General features: G+C 55.5%; 26 protein-coding genes. 14 read left to right on the forward strand and 12 right to left on the reverse strand.

Annotation, left to right across the window (positions count from 1 at the left end):
- Positions 1-13 precede the first annotated feature (13 nt).
- Positions 14-976 carry a PTS mannose transporter subunit IIAB gene (gene manX, locus EBL_RS08485; protein ID WP_002445084.1) on the reverse strand — a complete coding sequence of 321 codons (963 nt, stop codon included), beginning with the start codon at positions 974-976 and terminating at the stop codon, positions 14-16.
- Between the two features lie 438 nt (positions 977-1,414).
- On the opposite strand from manX, the gene yoaE reads away from it, so the two are divergent.
- The gene (gene yoaE, locus EBL_RS08490; protein ID WP_002445089.1) at positions 1,415-2,980 is read left to right on the forward strand and encodes a CNNM family cation transport protein YoaE; all 1,566 of its coding nucleotides are present in this window, start codon (positions 1,415-1,417) and stop codon (positions 2,978-2,980) included.
- An 84-nt stretch (positions 2,981-3,064) separates the two neighbouring features.
- Here the strand turns inward: yoaE and EBL_RS08495 are convergent, their stop codons facing one another.
- Both EBL_RS08495 and EBL_RS08500 read right to left on the reverse strand, forming a co-directional pair.
- Entirely contained in the window at positions 3,065-3,292 is a 228-nt protein-coding gene (locus tag EBL_RS08495) for a sulfurtransferase TusA family protein (protein ID WP_002445091.1), read from the reverse strand.
- Positions 3,293-3,300: 8 nt separating this feature from the next.
- Positions 3,301-4,332, reverse strand: a complete 1,032-nt coding sequence (locus tag EBL_RS08500; protein ID WP_002445093.1) for a YeeE/YedE family protein — start codon at positions 4,330-4,332, stop codon at positions 3,301-3,303.
- Positions 4,333-4,917: 585 nt separating this feature from the next.
- Here EBL_RS08500 and EBL_RS08505 point away from each other — a divergent pair.
- The 3 genes from EBL_RS08505 (at position 4,918) to EBL_RS08515 (ending at position 8,147) form a co-directional block, all read left to right on the forward strand.
- Positions 4,918-5,304, forward strand: coding sequence for a VOC family protein (locus EBL_RS08505; protein WP_002443979.1), 387 nt, complete (start codon positions 4,918-4,920; stop codon positions 5,302-5,304).
- 253 nt (positions 5,305-5,557) lie between these two features.
- Complete coding sequence (locus tag EBL_RS08510; RefSeq protein WP_002443976.1) at positions 5,558-6,709, forward strand: adenosylhomocysteinase; 1,152 nt, start codon at positions 5,558-5,560, stop codon at positions 6,707-6,709.
- A 190-nt stretch (positions 6,710-6,899) separates the two neighbouring features.
- Positions 6,900-8,147 carry a nucleoside permease gene (locus EBL_RS08515; protein ID WP_002443975.1) on the forward strand — a complete coding sequence of 416 codons (1,248 nt, stop codon included), beginning with the start codon at positions 6,900-6,902 and terminating at the stop codon, positions 8,145-8,147.
- 117 nt (positions 8,148-8,264) lie between these two features.
- Here the strand turns inward: EBL_RS08515 and EBL_RS08520 are convergent, their stop codons facing one another.
- The gene (locus EBL_RS08520; RefSeq protein WP_002443973.1) at positions 8,265-9,311 is read right to left on the reverse strand and encodes a LacI family DNA-binding transcriptional regulator; all 1,047 of its coding nucleotides are present in this window, start codon (positions 9,309-9,311) and stop codon (positions 8,265-8,267) included.
- A 155-nt stretch (positions 9,312-9,466) separates the two neighbouring features.
- Between EBL_RS08520 and EBL_RS08525 the strand changes: the two genes are divergently transcribed.
- Complete coding sequence (locus EBL_RS08525) at positions 9,467-10,402, forward strand: nucleoside hydrolase (RefSeq protein ID WP_002443971.1); 936 nt, start codon at positions 9,467-9,469, stop codon at positions 10,400-10,402.
- A 73-nt stretch (positions 10,403-10,475) separates the two neighbouring features.
- On the opposite strand, the gene sdaA is transcribed toward EBL_RS08525, so the two are convergent.
- The 3 genes from sdaA to pabB all read right to left on the reverse strand — a co-directional run bounded on the left by sdaA (position 10,476) and on the right by pabB (position 13,981).
- Entirely contained in the window at positions 10,476-11,840 is a 1,365-nt protein-coding gene (gene sdaA / locus EBL_RS08530; protein ID WP_002443969.1) for an L-serine ammonia-lyase, read from the reverse strand.
- 195 nt (positions 11,841-12,035) lie between these two features.
- Positions 12,036-12,614 carry a CoA pyrophosphatase gene (locus tag EBL_RS08535; protein ID WP_002443967.1) on the reverse strand — a complete coding sequence of 193 codons (579 nt, stop codon included), beginning with the start codon at positions 12,612-12,614 and terminating at the stop codon, positions 12,036-12,038.
- 8 nt (positions 12,615-12,622) lie between these two features.
- Entirely contained in the window at positions 12,623-13,981 is a 1,359-nt protein-coding gene (gene pabB, locus EBL_RS08540; protein WP_002443965.1) for an aminodeoxychorismate synthase component 1, read from the reverse strand.
- A 94-nt stretch (positions 13,982-14,075) separates the two neighbouring features.
- Here pabB and EBL_RS08545 point away from each other — a divergent pair, with 94 nt between their 5' ends.
- Positions 14,076-14,303, forward strand: a complete 228-nt coding sequence (locus EBL_RS08545) for a YoaH family protein (RefSeq protein ID WP_002443963.1) — start codon at positions 14,076-14,078, stop codon at positions 14,301-14,303.
- Between the two features lie 35 nt (positions 14,304-14,338).
- Here the strand turns inward: EBL_RS08545 and EBL_RS08550 are convergent, their stop codons facing one another.
- A complete protein-coding gene (locus EBL_RS08550; protein ID WP_002443960.1) occupies positions 14,339-14,683 on the reverse strand; it encodes a RidA family protein in 345 nt (114 codons plus the stop codon).
- Between the two features lie 126 nt (positions 14,684-14,809).
- Between EBL_RS08550 and EBL_RS08555 the strand changes: the two genes are divergently transcribed.
- The 5 genes from EBL_RS08555 (at position 14,810) to rnd (ending at position 21,274) form a co-directional block, all read left to right on the forward strand.
- A complete protein-coding gene (locus EBL_RS08555) occupies positions 14,810-16,732 on the forward strand; it encodes a DNA repair helicase YoaA (protein WP_002443958.1) in 1,923 nt (640 codons plus the stop codon).
- Between the two features lie 133 nt (positions 16,733-16,865).
- Positions 16,866-17,561: a tRNA (adenosine(37)-N6)-threonylcarbamoyltransferase complex dimerization subunit type 1 TsaB gene (gene tsaB, locus EBL_RS08560; protein ID WP_002443956.1), complete on the forward strand. Its 696-nt coding sequence runs from the start codon at positions 16,866-16,868 to the stop codon at positions 17,559-17,561.
- Between the two features lie 35 nt (positions 17,562-17,596).
- The gene (locus EBL_RS08565) at positions 17,597-18,184 is read left to right on the forward strand and encodes a Slp family lipoprotein (RefSeq protein ID WP_002443954.1); all 588 of its coding nucleotides are present in this window, start codon (positions 17,597-17,599) and stop codon (positions 18,182-18,184) included.
- 205 nt (positions 18,185-18,389) lie between these two features.
- Positions 18,390-20,075, forward strand: a complete 1,686-nt coding sequence (gene fadD, locus EBL_RS08570; protein WP_002443952.1) for a long-chain-fatty-acid--CoA ligase FadD — start codon at positions 18,390-18,392, stop codon at positions 20,073-20,075.
- A 77-nt stretch (positions 20,076-20,152) separates the two neighbouring features.
- Complete coding sequence (rnd, locus tag EBL_RS08575) at positions 20,153-21,274, forward strand: ribonuclease D (protein WP_174270568.1); 1,122 nt, start codon at positions 20,153-20,155, stop codon at positions 21,272-21,274.
- Positions 21,275-21,414: 140 nt separating this feature from the next.
- On the opposite strand, the gene minE is transcribed toward rnd, so the two are convergent.
- From minE to minC, 3 genes are read right to left on the reverse strand one after another with little or no spacing between them, the layout of a single operon-like run.
- On the reverse strand, positions 21,415-21,681 hold the full coding sequence (gene minE, locus EBL_RS08580; protein WP_002443948.1) for a cell division topological specificity factor MinE: 267 nt from the start codon (positions 21,679-21,681) through the stop codon (positions 21,415-21,417).
- A gap of 3 nt (positions 21,682-21,684) precedes the next feature.
- Positions 21,685-22,497, reverse strand: coding sequence for a septum site-determining protein MinD (gene minD, locus EBL_RS08585; RefSeq protein WP_002443946.1), 813 nt, complete (start codon positions 22,495-22,497; stop codon positions 21,685-21,687).
- A gap of 26 nt (positions 22,498-22,523) precedes the next feature.
- Positions 22,524-23,246, reverse strand: a complete 723-nt coding sequence (gene minC, locus EBL_RS08590) for a septum site-determining protein MinC (RefSeq protein ID WP_002443944.1) — start codon at positions 23,244-23,246, stop codon at positions 22,524-22,526.
- A gap of 122 nt (positions 23,247-23,368) precedes the next feature.
- On the opposite strand from minC, the gene EBL_RS08595 reads away from it, so the two are divergent.
- The 3 genes from EBL_RS08595 (at position 23,369) to EBL_RS08605 (ending at position 25,000) form a co-directional block, all read left to right on the forward strand.
- On the forward strand, positions 23,369-23,644 hold the full coding sequence (locus EBL_RS08595; protein WP_002443942.1) for a YcgL domain-containing protein: 276 nt from the start codon (positions 23,369-23,371) through the stop codon (positions 23,642-23,644).
- A gap of 150 nt (positions 23,645-23,794) precedes the next feature.
- A complete protein-coding gene (locus tag EBL_RS08600) occupies positions 23,795-24,454 on the forward strand; it encodes a fumarylacetoacetate hydrolase family protein (protein WP_002443940.1) in 660 nt (219 codons plus the stop codon).
- 90 nt (positions 24,455-24,544) lie between these two features.
- Complete coding sequence (locus EBL_RS08605; protein WP_002443938.1) at positions 24,545-25,000, forward strand: YcgN family cysteine cluster protein; 456 nt, start codon at positions 24,545-24,547, stop codon at positions 24,998-25,000.
- A 191-nt stretch (positions 25,001-25,191) separates the two neighbouring features.
- Here the strand turns inward: EBL_RS08605 and dsbB are convergent, their stop codons facing one another.
- On the reverse strand, positions 25,192-25,722 hold the full coding sequence (gene dsbB, locus EBL_RS08610) for a disulfide bond formation protein DsbB (protein ID WP_002443936.1): 531 nt from the start codon (positions 25,720-25,722) through the stop codon (positions 25,192-25,194).
- Positions 25,723-25,861 lie beyond the last annotated feature (139 nt).

Genomic DNA, 25,861 nt, shown 5'->3' on the forward strand with positions numbered 1-25,861 from the left:
ATCAGGCCGGGCCCTATTTATTCACTTTACTGATAAGGTCCATCATTTTTAATTTTGCATCGGTAGAGACTTTGCGGGCTTCCAGCTCAATACCCTGCTGGTTCAGCCAGGTGAAGGCATCAATATCTTTCTGGTCAACGGAGATGGCGTTATTAACCTGCGTTTTGCCCTGGTGGAATGCCATACCGCCAATATTCACCGACGTAATTTTCACGCCGCCTTTTACCAGACGCTCCACATCGGTGGGGTTGGTAAACAGCAGCATCACGCGCTCACCGGCATATTTAGGGTTGTTATAGACCCGGATCATCTTCGCCACATCCACCACGTGGGCAGTGACCCCGGGAGGGGCGACCTGGGTCAGCAGCGTTTTGCGCACCGTATCGGCGGCCACTTCATCGCTGACGACGATAATGCGCTTCACATTGGTCTCTTTGGTCCAGCGGGTGGCGACCTGGCCGTGGATCAACCGGTCGTCGATACGGGCCAGGCCGATAACCATATAGTCGCCCGCTGCCATGGGCCTGGCCGGTGCTGCCGCTGCCGCCGCTTTGGGGGCCGGGGCGGGCTTCTCAACCGGCTGCGCTTTGAGGGCCTTAACCCCTTCGCGGCCGGTTTCAACGGCAATGCTGACCAGCTCATCAAATGAGGGGTTGTCATCCCGGGCCATAAATGTTTCTACCAGCATCGGAATATTGACCCCGGCAACCACTTCATACTGCGCCTTGTCGACCACAATCCGGCTGGCGGCATTAAACGGGCTGCCCCCCCAGGTATCGACCAGAAATAACACGCCGTGGCTGGTGTCCAGTTTTTCCAGTTGAGCGTTATATTTTTCGATCAGGGTGTCGGCGTTCTCCCCGGGGACGAAATCTATCCAGCCCACATTTTCCTGCTCGCCTAACAGCATTTCAGCCGTTTTCAGCAGCTGCTCCGCTGCCCAGCCGTGTGTGCCTATGACAATAGCAATAGTCACTTGCTACCTCCTGTTTGCCATTAACACACTTCTGATGAAGTGTGTATAAAATGAATCAGCCACCAAAGGGACTTGAATCGATTCAAATAACAAAAATAGAACTTCTGTTTAATCCGGGATTTATTTTAGATACCGAAAAAATAATTTTTGTGATGCAGTTCCGTAATTTATCCAACAAAAACGAAGAATTTTGCAACAATGAGAGATGTAAAGGGTGTGTTTTGCAAAGACACGTAAATCTTTACATGTGGGGAAAAAGTCTCTGTTAATGTAGCGCGGTGTTTAACAACCAGGAGTAAAGGGTAATTCCCAGTTTATGGACCGTCACCGATGGCTTTCCTTCAGCAGTTTGCCTCCCTCTGAGGCCAGCATATTACCAGGCGATATCCGCTATTTTCTCATAACCTCACTACATGCTAATCCTTCCCGGGGTGCGTCATGGAATTCTTAATGGATCCGACAATCTGGGCCGGCCTGCTGACGCTGGTTGTGCTGGAGATTGTGCTCGGTATTGATAACCTTGTATTTATTGCCATTCTGGCGGATAAACTGCCGCCAAAACAGCGCGACAAGGCGCGGGTACTTGGCCTGTGTCTGGCGCTGTTTATGCGCCTTGGTCTGCTCTCCCTGATCTCCTGGATGGTTACCCTGACCCGGCCACTGTTCAGCCTGTGGGATTTCACCTTCTCCGGGCGGGATCTGATTATGCTGGTGGGGGGGCTGTTCTTGCTGTTTAAAGCCACCACTGAGCTGCACGAGCGGCTGGAAAACCGCCAGCACGAAGGGGCGCACGGTAAGGGATACGCCAGCTTCTGGGTTGTGGTGCTGCAAATCGTGGTGCTGGATGCGGTGTTCTCACTGGATGCGGTAATTACCGCCGTGGGGATGGTCAACGATCTGCCTATTATGATCGCCGCCGTGGTGATAGCCATGGGCGTGATGCTGCTGGCCTCAAAGTCGCTGACCCGTTTTGTGAACCAGCATCCGACCATTGTGGTGCTGTGCCTGAGCTTCCTGCTGATGATCGGCCTGAGCCTGGTGGCGGAAGGTTTCGGGTTCCATATTCCCAAAGGCTACCTGTATGCGGCGATCGGCTTCTCAATCCTGATTGAGCTGTTTAACCAGATTGCCCGGCGCAACTTTGTTAAGCACCAGTCTGCGCTGCCCCTGCGTGCCCGTACCGCTGCGGCGGTACTGAGCCTGATGCAGGGCAAACGCCGGGGGGCCGGTGAGCCGCAGGAGGAAGATATGGCCCGCGCACTGGTGCCGGTGTCTGGTGAAGCCTTCGTGGAAGAAGAGCGCTACATGATAAACGGCGTCCTTACTCTTGCGGAGCGCTCCCTGCGCAGCATTATGACCCCGCGCGGCGAGATAAGCTGGGTGGATGCCAGCCGTGGCGAAGCGGAGATCCGCGAGCAGTTGCTCTCGTCGCCCCACAGCCTGTTCCCGGTTTGCCGGGGGGAGCTGGATGAGCTTATCGGCGTGGTGCGGGCCAAAGAGCTGCTGGTGGCGCTGGAGCAGGGCGTTGATGTGGCGGCAATGGCCGCGAGATCACCGGCGATTGTGGTGCCGGAAACCCTGGATCCCATAAACCTGCTCAGCATCTTACGCCGGGCGAAAGGGAGCTTCGTGATTGTGAATAACGAGTTTGGCGTGGTGCAGGGGCTGGTCACACCGCTGGACGTGCTGGAAGCCATTGCCGGTGAATTCCCGGATGCGGATGAAACCCCGGAGATCGTGGCAGACGGCGACGGCTGGCTGGTGAAGGGCTCAACGGATCTGCACGCGCTGCAACAGCGGCTGGGTGGGCTTTCGCTGGCCGGTGATGATGATATCGCAACCGTAGCGGGCCTGGTGATCGCCGCCAATGGCCACATTCCCCGCGCCGGGGATGTGATTCATGTGCTCCCGCTGCATATTGAAGTCCGCGAGGCGAATGACTACCGGGTAGATTTAGTGCGTATTACCCGGGATCCAGCCCCGGAGTCACACGAAGAGGCGTAATAATTTCACGCTGTGAAACAGACAGCGCGAAATAACAAGGGCACCGGGATAACCGGTGCCCTTTGTCGTTAAAGGTGCAGCGGATTATTTCTTCCGGATACTGATTTGCCACTGGGCGGCGCCGGTCTGCTGAAAATCCGTGACCGTATGGCCTTCTTCTGCCGCCCAGCGGGGCAGGCTTTCGGTTGCCTGGGCGCAGTCATAGGCGATAACCAGCAGATCCCCGCAGGCGAGCTTCGCCATCTGTTTTTTGGCTTCAATCAGCGGGAACGGGCACAGTTTACCGGTGGTATCCAGCGTGACAGTGTTCATAGGTGTTATCATCCTTTTGCTTTAGCGAATGTGAACGGGTGAATAATCGTAAACCAGCTGACTATCCAGCTCCCCAGCAGAATACAGGGGACAAACAGCCACCCCTGCCATGAAAACCACGCGGTATTTACCACCGTGTTGCCCAGCATACATCCCCCGGCCAGGCCGCTGCCGATCCCCATCAGGCCGCCACCTGCCAGGCTGCGCGCCATGGCGGGCCAGCCGGGAAAACGCCAGCGCAGCTCTTCACTTTTCCAGGCGGCCAGCAGTGCCCCGGCGACGATCCCGGTAAGCAGGTAACCGGCCCAGCCGAAGAACCCGGTATTACCGGTGGTAATCAGTGAGAACAGCTGTGCGCTCGGGCCGCTTATCCCAAGGCCACCCACCCGGCCAGACGCCAGGCTTGAGGGCCACGCCAGCAGCGCAATAAGCCCGATAAGCAGTGCGCTGAAAAACGGGTGCCAGCGGGCTTCAAACAGCCAGTGCGCCAGCCCCTGTTTACGCGGGGCCAGTTGCGCTACCGGCGGGGTTTTACGGCTCAGATGGCGCCAGACCAGCCAGCCGGTGAGCAGGCTCAGGGCGCATACCGCATACCAGGGGGAGATGCCAAACGTCTGAGGCAGGGAGGCGTGGCTAATGGCGGGGCCATTGAGCGGGGCAAAGAGCGACTTACCCTGAGGCTGGCGAATGTACCAGCTGGAGACCACAAAACCGACGACCGCCACGATACTGCCGGCTAATCCTTCCGCCGCCCGATACCAGGCCCCGGTTGAGCAGGATCCTGCCAGCCCCATCCCCAGGCCGAACATCAGGCCGCCACACAGGGTCGCCAGCCAGTGAAACGCGCCAGCAGGCAGCTGCGCCCAGCCCAGTTCGATAAACGCGAACAGGCCGATACTTTGCAGGGTGATGATAATCAGCATGGCGACAATCATGCGAGTGTCGCGAAACAGGTAGAGGTCACGAAAGCCGCCAGCCATACAAAAACGGCCGCGCTGCATAATAAAGCCGAGTAAAAATCCCAGAAACAGACCTGTCATATGGGAGTATCTCCAGATTGTGGTAATGCTAACTAAAGTCGCACATAAAATGTGGGCATGGATGGTAGCACGGTCAGCGCCGGTTTACATACTATTTATGTTGGGTGGGGGGCCGATCTGGTAGTAACAGCACGGGCCGAGGGGGGGGGTATACCCGACTCAAGCTATTAACAGACTTGAGAATGATGCAGATTGCCAGGGGGCCGGGTGTAATGTTGCAACTGATACGTCTGTATATGATGGTAAACGATTAAATTAGATTATCGGAAAATCCAGTAAATAGAATAGATAAATATTTTTCTAATTATAAAAAATACCCCAGATAAGTTATTGATAATGCGCATGGAGCATATATTTGGCATGGCAGTCAACAATGTTTATCTGCGCGGGAAGACTGTTTGTTGTCGTGTTTGTTATCGGGGAAGATAGTTTTAAACTGATATTATGATCGGGTTGATACTCTGGGGGTGTCTTTTATGGTATTGATTTATTTGTTTTTTATTGGTGTGCATTAGTCTGAATATCCCGGGGGAAATACTAATGATATTTACTTGATCTGAAATTAAACCATTTACAGGAGAGAGTATGTTTAAGCCTGATAGTGTTATTTTGTACGTTGACAATGTAGACGTTAGTACCGAATTTTACACGGTTATTTTTGGTGAAGGCCCTATCGAGGCTTTTCCTGGCTTTTCCGTATTCTCGTTAAAAGATGGTTTTATTTTAGGGCTGCAAACCAGGCACGATATTGAGCCGAAGCCTCAACCTGCATTTGGCGGATTTGAGTTGTGCCTGAGCGATATCTCGATCGAAGAGGTCGATGCTATTTACCACGACTTTAAGACGCGCAATGTTCCGATGGCGCTACAGCCATGCAGGCTGGAGTTTGGCTACACATTTGTGGCGCTTGATCCAGACGGGCACCGCATACGCCTGTGTGCAACGGACACCAGCGGAATCGAGAGGCTGTAATTTCGGTTAAGCGAGATATTCACAACATCACTCCATCCTGGCGTACTGTGCTTTTTACTATTAAGTCATACGTATGACTTCTTTGCTATATCCGTCACGTTTTAAGTCATACGTATGACGTACTATCCGCATCGGATAAGGAGTGAGACATTCCGGAAAGTCAATCGTATGACCTTAATGGTACATGCCTCATGGCTGGTAGGACGTAGAGCCCCGGCTTGTACGTTTTTAATGACATGCTCAGGAGAATACAATGACAAGTCGTATTGAATGGGTTCGCAATAACTGCCGCTTACTGAAACAGCTCTCTGCTGAATACAAAAAAACACAACCTTTTAAGGGGCTGACTATCGGCACTGGTATCCACCTGGAGCCGAAAACAGTCACTCTTCTGCTGACTCTGAAAGAGGGCGGAGCTCGCGTGGTATCTACCGGTAACCTGAACAGCACGCAGAAAAGTGCGGTTGATTATCTGCGCGAACACGGTGTGGAAGTCATTGGCGACGTGACGCGAGATAAAACACAGCATCTGAAGTATCTTCAGGCGGTTCTGGCTGAAAAGCCAGATTTGTTGCTGGATAACGGCGGCGATCTGTTCGCAGAGTATCTGAAGGCACCGTACGACAATCTGAAAGGGGGGACTGAAGAAACCACGTCAGGTCGTATGCGTTTGGTTGCGTTGCGCCAGCAACTGAACATGCCGATTCTGGTTATCAATGACAGCCCGATTAAACAGTTTGCGGAAAACGAGCATGCGGTTGGTCAGAGTGTTCTCGAGTCATACATGCGCATTACCAACCGCGTGACGAATGGGCAGCGAGTGACTGTTTTTGGATACGGTGCCTGTGGCATGGGTGTCGCATACAACTTCCGTAGCGCCAACGCGAAGGTCAGCGTTGTGGATACCGATCCGCTGAAACGTCTGCAGGCTCACCTGGATGGATTTGATACCCCGTCACGTGAGGACGCTATTCGCTCTGCTGATGTGATTATTACCGTGAGTGGTGGGGGCCGTATCATCGGCGGGGAAGACATTCCATTACTGAAAGACGGTGTGATCCTGGCGAATGCCGGTCACTTCCCGGTTGAAATCGATGTTGATTCGTTTGCCAGAAGTGCGCAGATTGAAAACGCCCATGAGTTTGAAGAAAGCATTGCCTCTTATCAAACCAAATCGGGTAAAAACTTTAAAATTATTGCGGAAGGTCACATGTTTAACCTCGCGGGTCCACGCCCGCTTGGGAATTCTATCGAGTCTATGGATATGGGCTTTGCCCTGCAGTCCCTGTGCCTTGAAGCCGTGGCCCGGGGAAAAGTAAATAACACCCACTGTGTCGTTCCGGTTACGCGTGAAATTGATGAGAGGGTTGCGAATATGTACATCGATCTGATCTACACCAAATAAAAGCAAAGGGCGGCTCATCTTCTACAGCGATGTGATGAGCCGTCTTAGCTGGCCGTAATCAATATTTGTCTACCTGGTGGTATCAACGTACCAATATTGTTGGCGCTTATAATCCAAAACCTGACCTGTAGCCAAATAATGCCATCAATATGGAATATGAAGCCTATACGCCATACAGACGGGGTTAGCCATGAAAATACAGTCAACACTGAAAATCATGCTATTTTCTCAGTATTTTATCTGGGGATGCTGGCTGGTTACCTTCGCCTCCTATGCCATGAGGACGCTTAGCTTTACCGGATCAGAGGTGGGGGTTATTTTTAGCTCTCTGGGGCTTGCGGCAGTGGTCATGCCTCCGGTCGTGGGGATCATTGCTGATAAATGGATCAGCGCCAATAAAATCTACATTTTTTGCCATATTGTTTCCGCTGCATCGTTGTACGGCATGTCCGCTATTGCGAATTCAGGTCCCATGTTCTGGATGATATTGCTGAATGCCGTGGCCTATATGCCAACCATTGCGCTGTCCAATACCATCTCCTATTTTTCTCTGGAAAAAAGTGGACAGGGCGTGATCGATTTCCCCCGTATTCGCATCTGGGGCACGATCGGTTTTATTATTGCGATGTGGCTTATCAGTTTTCTGGGTTTCGAAGTCAGTCGTAATCAGTTGTATATCGCGTCAGGGGCCTCCGTGTTCCTCGCTCTGTTTTCCCTTTCTTTACCCCGTGTTGTTCCATCTGCAAAAAGCATGAAAACAACGTGGCTGCAGAAAACCGGGCTGGACGCATTTGTCCTCTTAAGGCAAAAAAATATCGCCGTATTCCTGATTTTTGCGACCCTGCTGGGGTCTATACTGCAGATTACGAACACGTTCGGTAACCCATTTCTGCATCACCTGGCCGCTCTTCCTGGAGCGGAAAACAGCGTGATCGCTCGTTATCCGTCGGTTCTGTTGTCCGTTTCTCAGATTTCCGAAGTGGTATTCATTCTGACTATTCCGTTCCTGATGAACAGGCTGGGTCTGAAACGTATCATTCTGCTTAGTATGGTCGCCTGGGTAGCCCGGTTTGGTTTGTTCGCCTGGGGAGATTTTACCTCGGTCTCTGGGGTATCAATGCTGCTGCTTTCCATGATCGTCTATGGCTGTGCCTTCGATTTCTTTAATGTGTCTGGATCGATGTATCTGGCGCGGGTGGCTGGTGAAGAAATGCGGGCCAGTGCGCAGGGACTATTTATGACGATGGTGAATGGCTTCGGGCTTTATATCGGCTCCATTATCAGTGGTCATGTAATTGATTATTTCACCGTTGATGGGGTGCAAAACTGGTCCTCCTTTTGGCTTGTATTTAGCGGCTATGCGCTCGTCCTTGCTGTCGTTTTCTGGTTTGTTTACCGGGAGGAATCGTCGGAGTCAGGCCCGATGTCTTCAGCCTGACGGGAACTGTTTAATTAAGCGGTCTCCATGTTGCAGAGCCGCACTGTATTTCCGGTGCCAGACACCGGAAATACAGTCTTCAATATCAGCCTGGATATTGTGACTGCCATTGACCAGCTATGCTGGCGAAGACGTTGAATGCCGGACAATCAGTTCCAGCTCAAGGATTTCAGGCTTTGTACGACTGGAATTCCCCAGCACATTTGTAAAAAACATCCCGAGCGCCATCGTCCCGATATCGGCCGCCGGAATGGACACCGTTGTCAGCTCAGGATACAACATCCGGGCCATTTCAATATCGTTAAATCCGACCACAGACATATCTTCCGGTATGCGTAGTCCTGCCTGACGGCAGGCGCGGTAAACTGCACCAGCCAGAAGATCATCGTCGCAAAAGATAGCGGTGACGCCTGATTTGACCAGACTCATCGCCTTTTCAGTAGCAACATCCAGCTCAAAGGTAGAACCGACATACCAGCGTTTATCTGTGGGAAGATCGTGACGTGCCACCTTGTCGGTGAACGCCTTAAAACGGTACCGGAAAAGGGATTTATTGTACTGTGCGGCAAAGTAACCAATTTTTGTATGACCGAGGGAGGTCAGGTGCTGCAGAACCTGCTCTATCCCGCTATTCGCATTGAGATCGATGTGGCACAGGCTGGTATCTTCAGCCTCGATATAAATGATTTTATTGCCTGTACGGGAAAGGGTTATTCCCGATGCTTTGTCACAGGCGTAAACGATGCAGCCAGCGATGGTCATACTCTCAATCATCTGAACGATACGCTCAGCCCACAGAGGCTCAGAAGAGGTATCAACCAGGATCACGGAATAGCCTTTCGATGCCGCCAGCGTCTCCGCTGCATAAAGCACTTCGCCAAAAAAGGGCTGTTTAACATTAGGAACGGCCAGAGCGATGGTCATGGAAATGCCGGTTCGTAGCGATCGGGCGCTCAGGTTAGGCCGGTATCCCATCCGTCGTGCCGTTTCCTCAACCAGTTGCCGTGTTTTCAGTGAAACCCGGCCTTCGGATTTACCCGACAGAACCAGCGATACCGTAGACTGAGAAACATTTGCTTCACGGGCTACCTGTTTACTCGTAACCAGTTGCTCATCGGCTGTAGAATTATCAAAGTGAAAATCAGTATTCTCTTTATTATTCAATTGGTAACATCCATAACGCATTGGTTTTTTTCTTGCGGTTGACTATCTGCCAGATCGACAATATAGTCAAGTCATACGATTGACTTGCCCGGGATATTTGAGATAAGTGCTGGCTTGTCCGGTACTTTGATACTGAAAAACCTGATGGCAACCTTATGAAAGAAAAAATCATCATTGATACCGACCCGGGTCAGGACGATGCAATTGCAATTCTTCTGGCCCTGGCCTGTGAAGAAATTGACGTGCTGGGGATCACCGCTGTTGCAGGTAATGTTTCTGCAGATCTGACGGAAAAAAATGCCAGAAAAATCTGCGAGCTTGCTGGTCGACATGATCTTCCGGTTTATAAAGGCGCAGCGCGACCGCTGCTGAAAACACTTGTCACTGGCGAGCATGTACACGGTAGCAGTGGAATGGATGGCCCTGAACTACCTGAGCCTGTTATGCCTTCCCGGGAGCAGCATGCTGTTAATTTCATTATTGATACGCTCAGAATACAGCCTGCAGAGCAGGTCACACTCTGTACGCTGGGAGCCCTGACGAATCTCGCACTGGCGTTTGCGATGGCGCCGGACATCATTCCCAGGGTGAAACGCATCATTATGATGGGGGGGGGATTCTTTGAGGGGGGAAATATCACACCGACGGCGGAGTTTAACTTCTTTGTCGACCCTCATGCGGCAAAGGCGGTGTTGAATCTGGGTATCAATATCACTATTGTGCCACTGGATGTCACGCACAAGGTTCTCACGAATAAAAAACAGATCGCACGCTTCAAAACGCTGAACTCACGCGTGGCCGATGCCTGTGTGGCCCTGATGGAGTACCACGAGCGTTTTGACGTTGAAAAATACGACAGCAATGGCGGTCCACTTCATGATCCCAATGTTATCGCCTGCCTTCTCCGGCCAGAGTTGTACCGTGGTAAGTACGTGAACGTGGAAATTAGTACCGATGCGGGTCTGGCACATGGAATGTCGGTCGTGGACTGGTGGCGGGTGACGGACCGTAAACCTAACGCAACATTCCTCACCAGTGTGGACAGCGAAGGATTTTTTGATCTGTTATATTCAAAAATAGCATTGTACTGACCTGTCAGGGCATCAGCCGCATTATTTCCTACCCGAAAAAGCCAGGCCGGAGCCTGGCTTTGCCGTTGTGCGGTCAGTCACACTGGACTTTAATCGCCAGCCCGCCGCGGGAGGTTTCCCGGTACTTGGCGTTCATGTCTTTCCCGGTCTCGTACATGGTTTCGATAACCTTATCCAGCGATACCCGGGGCTCACTGGTGCGGCGCATCGCCATACGCGAGGCGTTAATCGCTTTTACTGAGGCAATCGCATTACGCTCAATACAGGGCACCTGCACCTGGCCTGCGACCGGGTCACAGGTCAGCCCCAGGTTATGCTCCATACCGATTTCCGCCGCAATACAGACCTGTTCCGGGCTGGCGCCCAGCAGCTCTGCCAGACCGGCCGCCGCCATAGAGCAGGCGACTCCCACTTCCCCCTGGCAGCCCACTTCAGCACCAGAGATAGAGGCGTTCATCTTATACAGGGAGCCGATGGCCCCGCAGGCCATAAAGTAGCGGATATAAATATCCGGGTTCACGGGCTCAATAAAGTGATCGTAATAGGCCAGCACCGCAGGCACGATACCGCAGGCCCCGTTAGTCGGGGCGGTGACCACCCGGCCACCGGCGGCGTTTTCTTCATTCACCGCCAGGGCGAACATATTGACCCAGTCCACCACGTTCATCGGATCCCGGGAGAGCTTATCGCTGGAAACCAGCAACCGGCGCAGGGCAGAGGCGCGGCGCGGCACCCGCAGCGGCCCGGGCAGGACCCCTTCCGTATTCATGCCGCGATCGATACAGGCGCGCATGGTATCCCATACCCGTGCGAAGTAGTCGTGGATCTCTTTTTCAGAGTGCAGCGCCAGCTCGTTTTGCATCACCAGGCCTGAGAGCGAATGGCCGGTAGCCTTACACTGGGCCAGCAACTCCTGGGCGGAGTGATACGGGAAGGGCACGTCCAGCTCGCTGGTGCTCTCTTTACCGAAGTGTTCTTCATCGACAATAAAACCACCGCCGATGGAGTAATAGGTTTTGCTGTACACCAGCGTATCGCCGTTCCAGGCATGGATCTGCATACCGTTTTCATGCAGCGGCAGGTTGGTATTGTGGAAGCACATTCCGCCTTCGGCCGGGAAGTCTACCTCATGGGCCCCCTGGGCCAGCGGCAGCCGCCCGCGGGTTTGCACATCGTGAATAAAGGCCGGAATGGCGTCGATATCCACATTATCTGGCTGGTTACCCGCAAGACCCATAATAATCGCAACATCTGTATGGTGCCCTTTACCGGTCAGGGACAGGGAGCCGTAAACATCCACAACCACCCGGGTAACGGAATTCAGCAGCCCCTTTGCCACCAGAGAATCGACGAACTGTTTCCCCGCTTTCATCGGGCCGACGGTGTGGGAACTGGAAGGCCCGATACCGACTTTGAACATGTCGAATATGCTAATCACGATAAAACTCCTGGCTGGCTAATAATGGTCCAATAACATCGCCGCTAGTGTATGAGGATCTTCATCAGAAGTAGCGAACTATTCACATGAATTAAACTAATGGTTATCCACTGTCTAACTAATGCGTCACGTTATAATGCTTTCGCTTTCTGCTTGTCTGGCAAGATATTCAGGAAGTGAACAGTCATATTATAGTTAACTGTCCTGGCCAATTTGCAGGGCCAGCTCACGAATAATGCCTGCCGTCATGCCCCAGACGAAGTAATGCTGATACCAGGAAAGCCACACCCGGTGCGCGTCTCCCCGCCGCCAGATATCCAGCGGATGGTAGCGACCAAGGCGCAGCGCCTCGGCAAGGGGCATTTCGAACACGGCAGAAACCTCATCCTCGCTGGCGTGGTAGTGGAGATCGGGCGGAATAATCCCCACCACCGGGGTCACCCGGAACCCGGTCACGCTGTCTACCGGCGGGAGCACGCCCACCACCTCTACCCGCTCGGGGGGGATTGCCACTTCCTCTTCGGCTTCGCGCAGGGCGGCCGCAATGAGTGAGGCATCCGAACTGTCCATTGAACCGCCGGGGAAGGCCACCTGGCCTGCGTGCTTGCGCAGCCTCGGGGAGCGCTGGGTCAGCAGCAGCCCGGGAACCGGGCGGCGCACAATGGGCACCAGCACCGCAGCGGCCCGCTGGTTAGCCGGTGCTGCGGGCGGGGAAGGGCGCAGCAACTGAAAGCGGGATAAAAAATTGTCCAGGGTCAGCGTCTGATCAGCCATCGGTTATCTCAAAGCAAAGGTAAGATACGGTTAACTTTATCAAAAGTTTCCTGATATTCCGCCGCCTCGTCGCTGTCGGCCACAATACCGCCCCCGGCAGAGCAGTAGAGATACCCCTGTTCAGCCGTCAGGGTGCGGATGGTAATGCTGGTATCCATATTGCCGCAGAAGCTGAGATACCCGATACTGCCGCACCAGGCATTGCGCCGCTGGGGCTCCAGCGTGTCGATAATTTCCATGGCCCGCACTTTAGGGGCACCGGTAATGGAGCCCCCCGGGAAACTGGCGCGCAGCAGATCGGTGGCCTTCAGGGTGGGTAATAACCGGGCGGTAATGGTGCTGACCAGGTGATGTACCGCCGGGAAGGCTTCCACCACAAACAGCTCCGGCACGCGCACCGTGCCCGGCACCGCCACCCGGCCAATATCGTTGCGCAGCAGATCGACAATCATCAGGTTTTCTGCCCGATCCTTGGGCGAGGCCGCCAGCTTACGGGCCTGCTGCGCATCGCGCTGCGGATCGTCTGCAATACGCGGCAGGGTGCCCTTAATGGGCCGGGTCTGGATCTGGCCGTCAGTCAGCTGAATAAACCGCTCCGGGGAGAGACTCAGCAAGGCGTTCTCTTCAAGGCGCACAAACGCGCTGAACGGGGCGCGGTTAGCGTGATTCAGGCGGCAGAATGCCTGCCACTCATCCCCCCGGTAGGGGGCACAAAAGCGCTGGGCCAGGTTGACCTGGTAGCAGTCTCCGCTGTGCAGCCACTGCTGAATCTGGCGAAAACGGGCGCCGTACTGCTCCCGGTCCATATTCGACTGCCAGGGGCCGGTCAGGGTGAAGGGGTCGCCCGCCTGCGGGCGCTGGCTCTGTAGCCACGCCAGGCGCTGCTCAGGCTCCCCCCAGCACAGCAGGGTCACGCGCTTTAACTGATTGTCCACCACCAGCGCCCAGTCGTAGATCCCGACTGCCATATCCGGGGTGTGGAGATCCGCCCGGGCCTGCTGAGGCAGGGTTTCAAAGCGGCGGCCCAGATCATAGCCAAACAGCCCGAGGGCGCCGCCCTGAAAGGGCAGATCCGCATCCGGCCGGGGCGTTATCCGGTACTGGTCAAGGGCCTGCTGCACCAGAAAGAGCGGATCCTCACCGCTGTGGGTTATCTCCCCCCCGCGGCATATGCGGGTATCTGCGCCCCGGGTGGTCAGGGTTATCTGCGGATCGGCCACCACAATATCAAAGCGATTATGGGGGTGATCCGCCTGGCCGGAGTGCAGCAGCATGGCCCAGGGCTGGTGGCTGAGGGGGGCAAACCAGGTGCTGGCGGCATCCTGGTGCCAGGGCAGGGTAACTATTGCGGGGGTGTTACGGGGCATAACCGGTTCCTGAATAGCTGACAAAAGCGATGTTCACTGGCCCGCAGGCGGCGGGCGTGGAATAATAGCGCTCGTAATGTAACAGGAGTCGACAATGTTTGCAGGTTTACCTTTATTAAGCCATGAACAGCAGCAGCAGGCCGTGGAGCGTATTCAGGAACTGATGACTCAGGGCATGACCAGCGGCGAGGCGATAGCCACTGTCGCGGCAGAAATTCGCGCCACCCATACGGGTGAGCGGGTGGTGGCTCTGTTTGAAGATGAAGACGACGACGGGGGCGAAGAAGACGACGGTTACGACGACGATACCGACGACAGATAACACCCACCGGGCGCAATAATGCGCCCGGTGATGTTTTACAGCGCGGCAATAATTTTAATTTCTACCCGGTAGCGGGGGTTCATCAGCCCTGCCTGCACCGTGCAGCGCACCGGTGCATGACCGGCTACCACCCACTCATCCCACGCCCGGTTCATGGCGGCAAAGTCTGCTTTGTCGGTCAGAAAAATAGTGGCGTCCAGAATCCGCGATTTATCGCTACCCTGTTCTTTCAGCACAGTCTCTATCTGGGCCAGGGTGTTCACGGTCTGCGCGTAGGCGTCGGCGTCCAGATTTTCCGGCACACCGGTGTAGTACAGGGTCTGGTTGTGGATAACCGCGTCGGACCAGCGGGCTTCAGGTTTGATGCGAACAATAGTCATGTTTTATCCCTTATGACGATATTTCTGGCCGCCAAGACTGCCATATTGCGCCTGCCGCGTCACCTCTTCACTGGCGTAAGCGCGACGGGCCTGACATAATCACTGGCAATTTAACCAGGGGGTAGCGTGACAGACGATTTTGCAGCAGAAGGGCAACTGGCCCGGGCGATCCCCGGATTCCGGCCCCGGGAACCCCAGCGCCAGATGGCTCAGGCCGTGACCCGGGTGCTGGAGCAGGGCCGCTCGCTGGTGGTCGAAGCCGGTACAGGAACCGGTAAAACCTACGCCTACCTTGCCCCGGCACTGCGCGCGGGCAAAAAGGTGATAATCTCCACCGGCTCGAAAGCGCTGCAGGATCAGCTCTACAACCGGGATCTGCCCACGGTTGCCCGCGCGCTGGAATACACCGGCACCCTGGCCCTGCTGAAGGGCCGCTCTAACTATCTGTGCCTGGAGCGCCTGGAGCAGCAGACCATGGCCGGGGGGGATTTACCGGTCCAGACCCTGACCGATCTCATGCAGCTGCGCCGCTGGGCCAGCGAAACCAGCGATGGCGACACCAGCAACTGCGCAAGCGTTGCGGAAGACGCCCCCGTCTGGCCCCTGGTCACCAGCACTAACGACAACTGCCTCGGCAGCGACTGCCCGCAATATAAAGACTGCTACGTGGTCAGAGCGCGCAAAAAAGCGATGGATGCAGACGTGGTGGTGGTAAACCACCACCTGTTCCTGGCCGACATGGTGGTGAAAGAGAGCGGCTTTGCCGAGCTTATCCCGGAGTCGCAAGTCACCATTTTTGACGAAGCCCACCAGATCCCGGATATCGCCAGCCAGTATTTTGGTCAGTCGTTATCCAGCCGCCAGCTTATCGATCTGGCGAAAGACATTACCATCGCCTACCGCACCGAGCTGAAAGACACCCAGCAACTGCAAAAATGCGCCGATCGCCTGGCCCAGAGCGCCCAGGATTTTCGCCTGCAACTGGGGGAGCCGGGCTACCGGGGGAACCTGCGCGAGCTGCTGGCGGATCCCGCCATTCAGCGGGCGCTGCTGTTGCTGGATGACGCCCTCGAACTCTGCTATGACGTGGCGAAACTCTCGCTCGGGCGCTCCGCATTGCTGGATGCCGCCTTCGAGCGGGCCACCCTCTACCGGGGGCGGCTGAAACGGCTAAAAGAGATCAACCAGCCGGGCTACAGCTACTGGTATGAATGCACCTCGCGCCACTTCACCCTGGCGCTGACCCCGCTTACGGTAGCGGAAAAATTCCAGGAGCTTATCCGCCAGCGGGCCGGAAGCTGGGTGTTTACCTCCGCCACCCTGTCGGTTAACGACGATCTGCACCATTTTACCCGCCGCCTGGGGATCGAAGACGCAGAAACCATGATGCTGCCAAGCCCCTTCGACTACGCCCACCAGGCGCTGTTGTGTGTGCCCCGGGGGTTGCCCCAGCCAAACCAGCCCGGCGGTGCGCGCCAGCTGGCCCGGATGCTTATCCCGCTGATTGAGGCGAACAACGGCCGCTGCTTTATGCTGTGTACCTCCCACGCGATGATGCGCGATCTGGCGGCGGAATTTCGCGCTCAGCTCACTTTACCGGTGCTCCTGCAGGGGGAGACGGGCAAAGGCCAGCTACTGCGCCAGTTCGTGGAGGCGGGTAACGCGCTACTGGTGGCCACCAGCAGCTTCTGGGAAGGGGTCGACGTGCGCGGGGATGCGCTCTCACTGGTGATTATTGATAAGCTGCCGTTTACCTCCCCGGACGATCCGCTGCTCAAAGCGCGCATGGAAGACTGCCGGTTACGGGGCGGCGATCCCTTTGATGAGGTGCAGCTTCCCGATGCGGTCATCACCCTGAAACAGGGGGTAGGGCGGCTTATCCGCGACGTGGACGATCGCGGGGTGCTGGTGATTTGCGATAACCGCCTGGTGATGCGCCCGTACGGGGCGGTGTTCCTGAACAGCCTGCCCCCGGCCCCCCGTACCCGGGATCTGCTGCGGGCGCGTGAATTTTTAGCCGCCGGTACAGCGCTGCCCCGGGCAGAGTAACCGGTTAGCAACCATACTTATAGCGACCCGCGCCCGCAGGCAGCGGGCCGCGAATTATTTAGGGTAGCGGGCGCGCTGTGGTATGATGCGCGCCGGTTTGACTTCTGGAGACCCACCGAGGTTGATGTAACCCATGCAAATTCTGGCCATTGATACAGCCACTGAAGCCTGTTCTGTTGCGCTCTGGCAAGACGGCACGTCGTACAGCCACTTTGAGCTTTGCCCCCGCGAACACACCCAACGTATTCTGCCGATGGTCAGAGATATTCTGAACCAGGGCGCTATTTCTCTGTCTCAGGTGGATGCCCTTGCCTACGGGCGCGGCCCGGGCAGCTTCACCGGTGTGCGTATCGGTATTGGTATTGCCCAGGGGCTGGCGCTCGGGGCCGAATTGCCGATGATAGGCATATCAACCCTGGCCACCATGGCCCAGGGGGCATTTCGTAAAACCGGTGCTACCCGGGTGCTGGCGGCGATCGATGCCCGCATGGGGGAGGTCTACTGGGCGGAGTATCAGCGCGATGCGCACGGCCACTGGCACGGCGAGGAAACCGAAGCGGTGCTAAAACCGCAGGCGGTTAGTGAGCGGTTAAAACAACTGACGGGTGAGTGGGCTACTGTGGGCACCGGCTGGCAGGCGTGGCCGGATATGGCCGCAGAGTGTGGCCTGGTCCTGAACAGCGGCGATATTCAGCTCCCCGACGCACAAGACATGCTGGCGCTGGCCTGCGCCAAACTGGCACGTAATGAGACCGTTGCCGTAGAGAACGCCGAACCGGTCTATCTGCGCAACGAAGTAGCATGGAAAAAACTGCCCGGTAAAGCATAACCCTCAGGGGATGGTGCCGGGTTAAGGAGTCAGAAATGGCGGGTTGTAAGGCAGTAAAATCCCGTTTTTTGCTGGCCGCGCTGGTGAGCATTGTGCTCAGCGGTTGCGTAACGGTTCCCGATGCAATCAGAGGCACCAGTCCGACCCCTCAGGACGATCTGGTGCGGGTAATGAATGCACCGCAGCTGTATGTCGGGCAGGAAGCGCGCTTTGGCGGCAAGGTCATTGAGGTTCATTCCCTGCAGGGCAAAACCCGGCTGGAAATCGCCACGGTGGCGCTGGATGACGGCGCAAGGCCCGTGCTGGGTGCCGCCTCCCGCGGGCGCATTTATGCAGACGTCAACGGTTTCCTTGACCCGGTCGATTTTCGCGGCCAGCTGGTCACCGTGGTCGGCCCGATAACCGGCGTACAGGAGGGTAAAATCGGTGCGGCAACCTATAAATATATGGTGATGCAGGTTACCGGTTATAAACGCTGGCGCGTGGTTCAGCAGGTGGTAATGCCGCCTCAGCCGGATCCGTGGATGTGGGGGCCACGTCCCTGGGGCTACCGCTACGGGCCTGGTCCCTGGGGGTGGTACGCCCCTGGTCCTGCCCAGGTGCAATCGGTAGTTACTGAGTAACTCATTGATTTAAAAATTATTATAAACAGCGGCTGGTCCGCTGTTTATTTATTTTCAGGACGAAAGAAAAATAATTAGTGATGCGCTTCTCAACCTTCATTCAGGTGAATTAATAAACTGGTACGCTGAGTTAATATTATGTTAACGACATGTGTATTTGTTTGGGGTTGAGATGACGACAAATAATAAATACAGAGGTGAATCTTTGAAGAAGGTTTGGCTGAATCGCTACCCGGCGGATGTGCCCGGTGATATTAACCCCGATCGTTACCCCTCACTGATCGCATTGTTTGAACAGGCCGTGCAGCGCTATGCAGACCAGCCCGCCTTTATCAACATGGGCGAGGTGATGACATTCCGTAAGCTCGAAGAGCGCAGCCGCGCCTTTGCCGCCTGGCTGCAACAGGGGCTGGGGCTGCAAAAAGGCGACCGGGTCGCCCTGATGATGCCAAACCTGCTGCAGTACCCGGTGGCGCTGTTCGGGATCCTGCGGGCGGGCATGATAGTGGTTAATGTCAACCCCCTGTACACCCCCAGAGAGCTGGAGCACCAGCTTAACGACAGCGGCGCCAGCGCGATAGTTATCGTCTCTAACTTTGCCCATACCCTGGAAAAAGTGGTCGCCAGTACCCCGGTAAAACACGTGATTCTGACCCGCATGGGGGACCAGCTATCTGCCGCCAAAGGCACGCTGGTTAACTTTGTGGTGAAATACATTAAGCGGCTGGTGCCCAAATACCACCTGCCGGATGCGGTCTCTTTTCGCAGCGCCCTGCACCAGGGCTACCGGATGCAGTACATCAAGCCCGAACTGCTCGGTGATGATATCGCCTTTTTACAGTACACCGGGGGCACTACCGGAGTCGCGAAAGGGGCCATGCTCACCCACCGTAATATGCTGGCGAACCTTGAACAGGTGAAAGCCACCTACGGGCCGCTGCTGTTCGCCGGGAAAGAGCACGTGGTGACCGCGCTCCCCCTGTACCATATTTTTGCGCTGACCATGAACTGCCTGCTGTTTATTGAGCTGGGCGGCCAGAACCTGCTTATCACCAACCCGCGCGATATTCCGGGGCTGGTAAAAGAGCTGGCGAAGTACCCGTTCACCGCCATGACCGGGGTGAACACCCTGTTTAATGCGCTGCTGAACAACAGCGACTTCCGCAAGCTGGACTTTTCCAGGCTGCACCTTGCCGCAGGCGGGGGGATGCCGGTGCAGCAGGTGGTGGCCGAGCGCTGGGAGAAGCTCACCGGGCAGTTCCTGCTGGAAGGCTACGGGCTGACAGAGTGCGCCCCCCTGGTGAGTGTGAACCCCCACGATATTACCTACCACAGCGGCAGTATCGGGCTACCGGTGCCCTCCACCGAGGTGAAGCTGGTGGATGATAACGACAACGAGGTGCCGCCCGGCCAGCCCGGGGAGCTGTGTGTCCGTGGCCCCCAGGTGATGCTGGGCTACTGGCAGCGCCCGGAGGCCACCGCAGAGATAGTCAAAGACGGCTGGCTGCACACCGGTGATATTGCCACCATGGACGAAGAGGGCTTCCTGCGCATTGTGGATCGCAAAAAAGACATGATTCTGGTCTCCGGCTTTAACGTCTACCCGAACGAGATAGAAGATGTGGTGATGCAGCACGAGGGGGTTGAGGAAGTGGCCGCCGTGGGGGTACCTGCCGGCGTCAGCGGGGAGAACGTGAAGATTTTTGTGGTGCGTAAAGATCCCGCACTCACCCAGGAGGATCTGATAGCCTTCTGCCGCCGTCACCTGACCGGCTACAAAGTGCCGAAGCTGATTGAATTTCGTACCGAACTGCCCAAATCTAACGTAGGAAAGATTTTACGACGAGAACTGCGTGACGAAGCGCACAAGACAGGCAACAATAAGGGCTAATGAAGCAGTAGCACAGCCCCCTGAGCGCTGGCCCGTCCGGCGCTTTTTTTTGGGCGCAAAACTGAAGAGAACATATGTTGAATTACCAGATGATCACCACCAACGAGGCGCTGGCAGAGGTATGCCAGGCGGCGCGCCAGTTTCCGGTACTGACCCTTGATACTGAATTTGTCCGTACCCGCACCTATTATCCGCAACTGGGCCTGATCCAGCTGTATGACAGCGAACGCATCTCGCTGATTGATCCGCTGGCTATCAGCGACTGGTCGCCCTTTAAAGCGCTGCTGGCGGACCGCAACGTGACCAAAATCCTCCACGCGGGAAGTGAAGATCTGGAAGTCTTTGCCAACAGCTTCGGCATGATGCCGGACCCGATGATTGATACCCAGGTGCTGGCGGCATTTTGTGGCCGTCCGCTCTCCTGCGGGTTTGCCACCCTGGTGGAAGCCTACTGCGGGGTGGTGCTGGATAAAAGCGAATCCCGGACCGACTGGCTGGCCCGCCCGCTGACAGAGCGCCAGTGCGAATACGCCGCCGGGGATGTCTACTGGCTGCTGCCCATCGCCCGTAAATTAATCGATGAAACCCAGACCAGCGGCTGGATGGACGCCGCCATGGACGAATGCCGCCTGATGATGGCCCGCCGCGCTGACGTGCTGGATCCGCAGGAGGCCTGGCGCGAAATCGGCAACGCCTGGCAGTTGCGCACCCGCCAGCTCGGCTGCCTGCAACTGCTGGCCTCCTGGCGGTTACGTAAAGCCCGGGAGCGGGATATGGCGGTGAACTTTATTGTCCGCGAAGAGCACCTCTGGCAGGTAGCGCGCTATATGCCGGGTTCACTGGGTGAGCTGAGCAGCCTGGGCCTTGCGGGGAATGAAATCCGCTTCCATGGTAAAACCCTGCTGGCGCTGGTGGAGCAGGCGAACGCGCTACCGGAAGAGGCCCTGCCGGCAGCGATGGAAAACCTGGTGGATATGCCCGGCTACCGCAAGGCGTTTAAGGCGATTAAAGCCCTGGTGCAGCAGGTGTCTGAGCAGAAAGGGGTGAGTGCGGAGCTGCTGGCATCCCGTCGCCAGATCAACCAGTTATTAAACTGGCACTGGAAGATTAAACCACAATCGATGCCGCCCGAGTTAATTAGCGGCTGGCGTAACCGCTTACTGGGAGAACAATTAATAACGCTGTTAAAAGATTATTAACCGGAAATTATCTGGCCGGTGCGGGTTATTATTTCCTGAAACAGGCTTATTCGCGCCGGACAATAAGATAATTCTATAATTCCCACGGCGTTTGCAGCGGTAAAAAAAAGCCCCCGAAATATCGGGGGCTTTTTCCGTGCTTATTTTGATTCTTCGGCTTCCGGTAACGTAACGTTTAATTCCAGAATCGATATATCGTCGCCTTTTTGATCCAGTTGTACTGTCACCATTTCCGGATCGATCTGTACATATTTACAGATGACCTCCAGAATATCGCGCTTAAGCTGGGGCAGATAGTGGGGTTCTGCATCGCTGCGCCGACGTTCGGCAACAATAATTTGTAATCTTTCTTTCGCGATATTCGCGGTGGTCTTTTTTCGTGACAGAAAAAAGTCAAGTAATGCCATAACTTATCCTCCGAACAGGCGTTTGAGGAAACCTTTCTTCTCTTCTTCGATAAAACGGAAGGGACGTTCTTCTCCCAGCAGACGCTCGACGGTGTCGGAGTACGCCTTACCTGCATCGGATGCATCATCCAGAATAACAGGCTCCCCCTGGTTGGACGCCCGCAGTACGGACTGATCCTCCGGGATCACGCCGACCAGCGGAATGCGCAGAATTTCCAGCACATCTTCCATGCTCAGCATGTCCCCTTTGCTTACGCGGCCAGGGTTATAACGGGTTAACAAAAGGTGTTCTTTAATCGGGTCCTGACCATTCTCAGCCCGGCGGGATTTTGAGGAGAGGATCCCCAGAATACGGTCCGAGTCGCGAACGGAAGAGACTTCCGGGTTAGTGGTTATCACTGCTTCATCAGCGAAGTAGAGCGCCATCAGGGCGCCAGTTTCAATACCGGCAGGGGAGTCGCAAATGACAAAGTCAAATTTCATCTCCGCCAGCTCATCAAGCACTTTCTCAACCCCTTCGCGGGTGAGTGCGTCTTTATCGCGGGTCTGGGACGCGGGCAGGATATACAGATTTTCTGTCCGTTTATCTTTGATCAGCGCCTGATTCAGGGTGGCGTCACCCTGAATGACGTTAACGAAATCGTAGACTACCCGGCGCTCGCAACCCATGATCAGATCCAGGTTACGCAGGCCGATATCGAAATCGATAACGACGGTTTTTTTCCCCTTCTGGGCCAAACCCGTAGCGATGGCCGCGCTGGACGTGGTCTTGCCTACGCCCCCTTTACCAGATGTAACAACAATAATGCGTGCCATAAGGAATTCCTTGTTAAAAGGGCTTATTAGTCTAATGGTTGTACGGACAAGACACCGTCAGTGAGACACATGCGGGCTGCCTTGCCAGAAAAATCGGCCGGGATCTGTTCGCTCAGCCAGTAAACCCCGGCGATGGAAACCAGTTCCGCCCCCAGGTGGGTACAAAATATTTGTGCGTCCCGGTTACCTGAGGCACCGGCGAGGGCGCGCCCGCGCATCATGCCGTAGATATGAATATTACCGTCGGCAATAAGCTCAGCGCCTGCGCTGACGTGGCTGGTAACGATTAAGTCACTGCCAGGGGCGTAGATTCGCTGCCCGGAACGCACCGGTGTATCAATTATACGGGTCTGTGCCGCGGCCACCGGGGCGGGCGCTGGCGCAATCACCTTTTCTTCTGCGACCGGCTCAGGGCGCACAGGCTCTGTCCGGAGGACTTTTTCTTTACCTTCGGTCAGTAGCGGAATACCGCTGCGCCCGATCTGTGCTTTAAGCGTAGCGTCTTTACAGCCGCTGACACCCATAATTCGCAAACCGGTCGCCTGCACCGCTTTTAGTATTTCCGGCCAGTTAAATGGTGCCTCAAGTGCTGCAATATTCACCACCACAGGCGCATTTTTCAAAAATGCCGGGGCCTGAGCTATTTTATCTTCCAGTGCCTGCCGAATAACCTCTGGCTGAACATTATGTAAATGAACCACTGATAAGGTGAAGCTACTGCCTTTTAGCTCGATTGGCGTGTTTGACATCCTGGCCTTACTCAATACAGTTTAATCCCGATATTCCGGGAACATATTCCGAAGTATAGAAGGCATGTTATAGTCACAGTTATATTCAGGCAATAACCATCCCGCGAAATCAGAGTAAAAACATGTTTTGTGTGATCTACAGAAGCAGTAAACGTGACCAGACTTATCTTTACGTCGAAAAAAAAGACGATTTCTCCCGCGTACCCGAAGAACTGCTCAATAGTTTCGGCCGCCCGGTACTGTCAATGATATTACCCCTTGATGGCAGTAAAAAACTGGCCAACGCCGATATGGACACCGTCAGAAACGCGCTGGAAGAGCAGGGCTACTATCTGCAGCTGCCGCCACCGCCGGAAAGCCTGCTGAAAATGCACATTGCCCGCAACAAAGGGCAATAATGCCGCCAGCGGCCCCGGGGCCGCTGTATCCCTGCGTGCCTAATCTTCGCCGGGCACCACGCTTTTACCGCCAGTTGATTGACTTTCCTGCCAGGGCTTGCAAATAGTAACAGCCAGCTAACACTCGTTTATCTGTCTTGAGAGGTCGTTATGTATCAACATCGTCACTGGCAGGGCGCCTTGCTGGATTGCCAGACCGGCAAAGTGGTCTGCGTGGGCAGTAACTACGCGCAACATATTAAAGAGATGGGCAGCGCCACCCCAACGGAGCCGGTGCTGTTTATTAAACCGGAGACCGCCCTTTGCGATCTGCGCCAGCCGCTGGCCCTGCCGGAAGGGCTCGGGGCTGTACACCATGAGGTCGAGCTGGCGATTCTTATCGGCAACACCCTGAAGCAGGCAGGCCCGGAGCACGTCATTAAAGCCATTGCCGGTTACGGGGTGGCGATTGACCTTACCCTGCGCGATCTGCAGGGCACCCTGAAGAAAGCCGGTGCCCCCTGGGAGAAGGCCAAAGGATTTGATAACGCCTGCCCGGTCTCCGGGTTTATTCCGGTCAAAGAGTTTAACGGCGATCCGCAGAACGCACGGCTCACCCTGAGCGTAAACGGTGAGATGCGCCAGGACGGCTCCACCGCCGATATGATCCACAAGATAGTGCCGCTCATCAGCTATATGAGCCGCTTTTTTACCCTGCGCGCCGGGGATGTCATCCTCACCGGCACCCCGGCAGGGGTTGGCCCGCTGCACAGTGGCGACGACATCACCGTGACCCTTAACGGTGAGGCGGTCTCTACCCGGGTTCTGTAACAGGTTACCGCCAGCCCGCTGGCGGTAAAATTGGCAACGGGGGCTGACTATAATAAACTAGCCACTGATACTTTCTGAACCGAAGAACCCATGACTGAACAACCTTTCTGGCAGACCCACACCCTGGAACAAATGAGCGACGAGCAGTGGGAATCACTGTGTGACGGCTGCGGCCAGTGCTGCCTGCACAAACTGATGGACGAAGACACGGACGAGATCTACTTCACCAACGTGGCCTGCCGCCAGTTAAATATCAAAACCTGCCAGTGCCGCAACTATGCCCGGCGCTTCGACTACGAGCCGGACTGCATTAAGCTGACGCGCGAAAATCTGATGACCTTTGAATGGCTGCCGCCGACCTGCGCCTACCGCCTGCTGGCAGAGGGCCAGGATCTGCCGCGCTGGCACCCGCTGCGTACCGGCTCCAAATCGGCCATGCACGCGGAGCGTATCTCCGTGCGCCACATTGCGGTGAAAGAGTCTGAGGTGAATGACTGGCAGGATCATATTATGAATCTGCCCCAGGGCTATGAGATCCAGTCATAAGATTACCCGCCAGCATAAAAAAATCCCCCTGCCGGAGAGAGCAGGGGGAAAGGGATCAAACAGCACAACTATCAGGTGTTATAACAGCCTGTTTTATTCATCATACAAATTAGCTGATGAACAGAGTATAACGCGCTGCTGAACCGTTTTTTGTTAATTTGTGGCGTATACCCGCCCGCAGGCGGGCAGGATCAACGGCCGAACAGATCGCGGCGTTTGGGTTTGCAGAACTGGGCCAGAACCACCAGCACCGCCACCACCAGATAAGCGGCGAAAATGCCCACCAGCCACTGGGGCATCTCCAGAGTGAGGAACTGCCACTGGCGCACGGCGCAGTCGCCGGTCGCGGAGAAGATCTGCGGGATCCAGCTGTCCAGGGGCAGCCAGGCGGGGAAGTCCGGGCGGAACGGACACACGGCAAACGGCGACGGATGCAGTTGCAGCATAGTATGCTGCCAGGCCAGCTCCAGACCGCGCCAGGCGCTGTAGATCCACAAGGCCATTGCCGCAAAGCGCAGCGGTGTCGCCGGGGCAATGGCCCCGATAATCCCCGCCAGCATCACGCCGAACAGGGCCACGCGCTCGTAAATACATAACACACATGGCTGGAGCAGCATCACATGCTGAAACCATAATGCTACCAGTTCCAGCGCAAAAGCGGTCAGTGCCAGCAGCAGCCAGGCGCCGCGCCCGCGTGAGCATTGATTCAGATATCGCAACATAAAAAGTTATCCCTAAAGGTGCGCTAAGGCGGCAGTGTAAACCAATTGCGCGCTCCCGCCACCTGATCCGCGCAATATTTTCGCTAATTGGCTGATGCATATACGGGTTCCTGTGTGGCGAACCCGTTACCTGCGGCCT

The sequence above is a fragment of the Shimwellia blattae DSM 4481 = NBRC 105725 genome (assembly GCF_000262305.1).
In the GTDB taxonomy this organism is placed as follows: Bacteria; Pseudomonadota; Gammaproteobacteria; order Enterobacterales; family Enterobacteriaceae; genus Shimwellia; species Shimwellia blattae.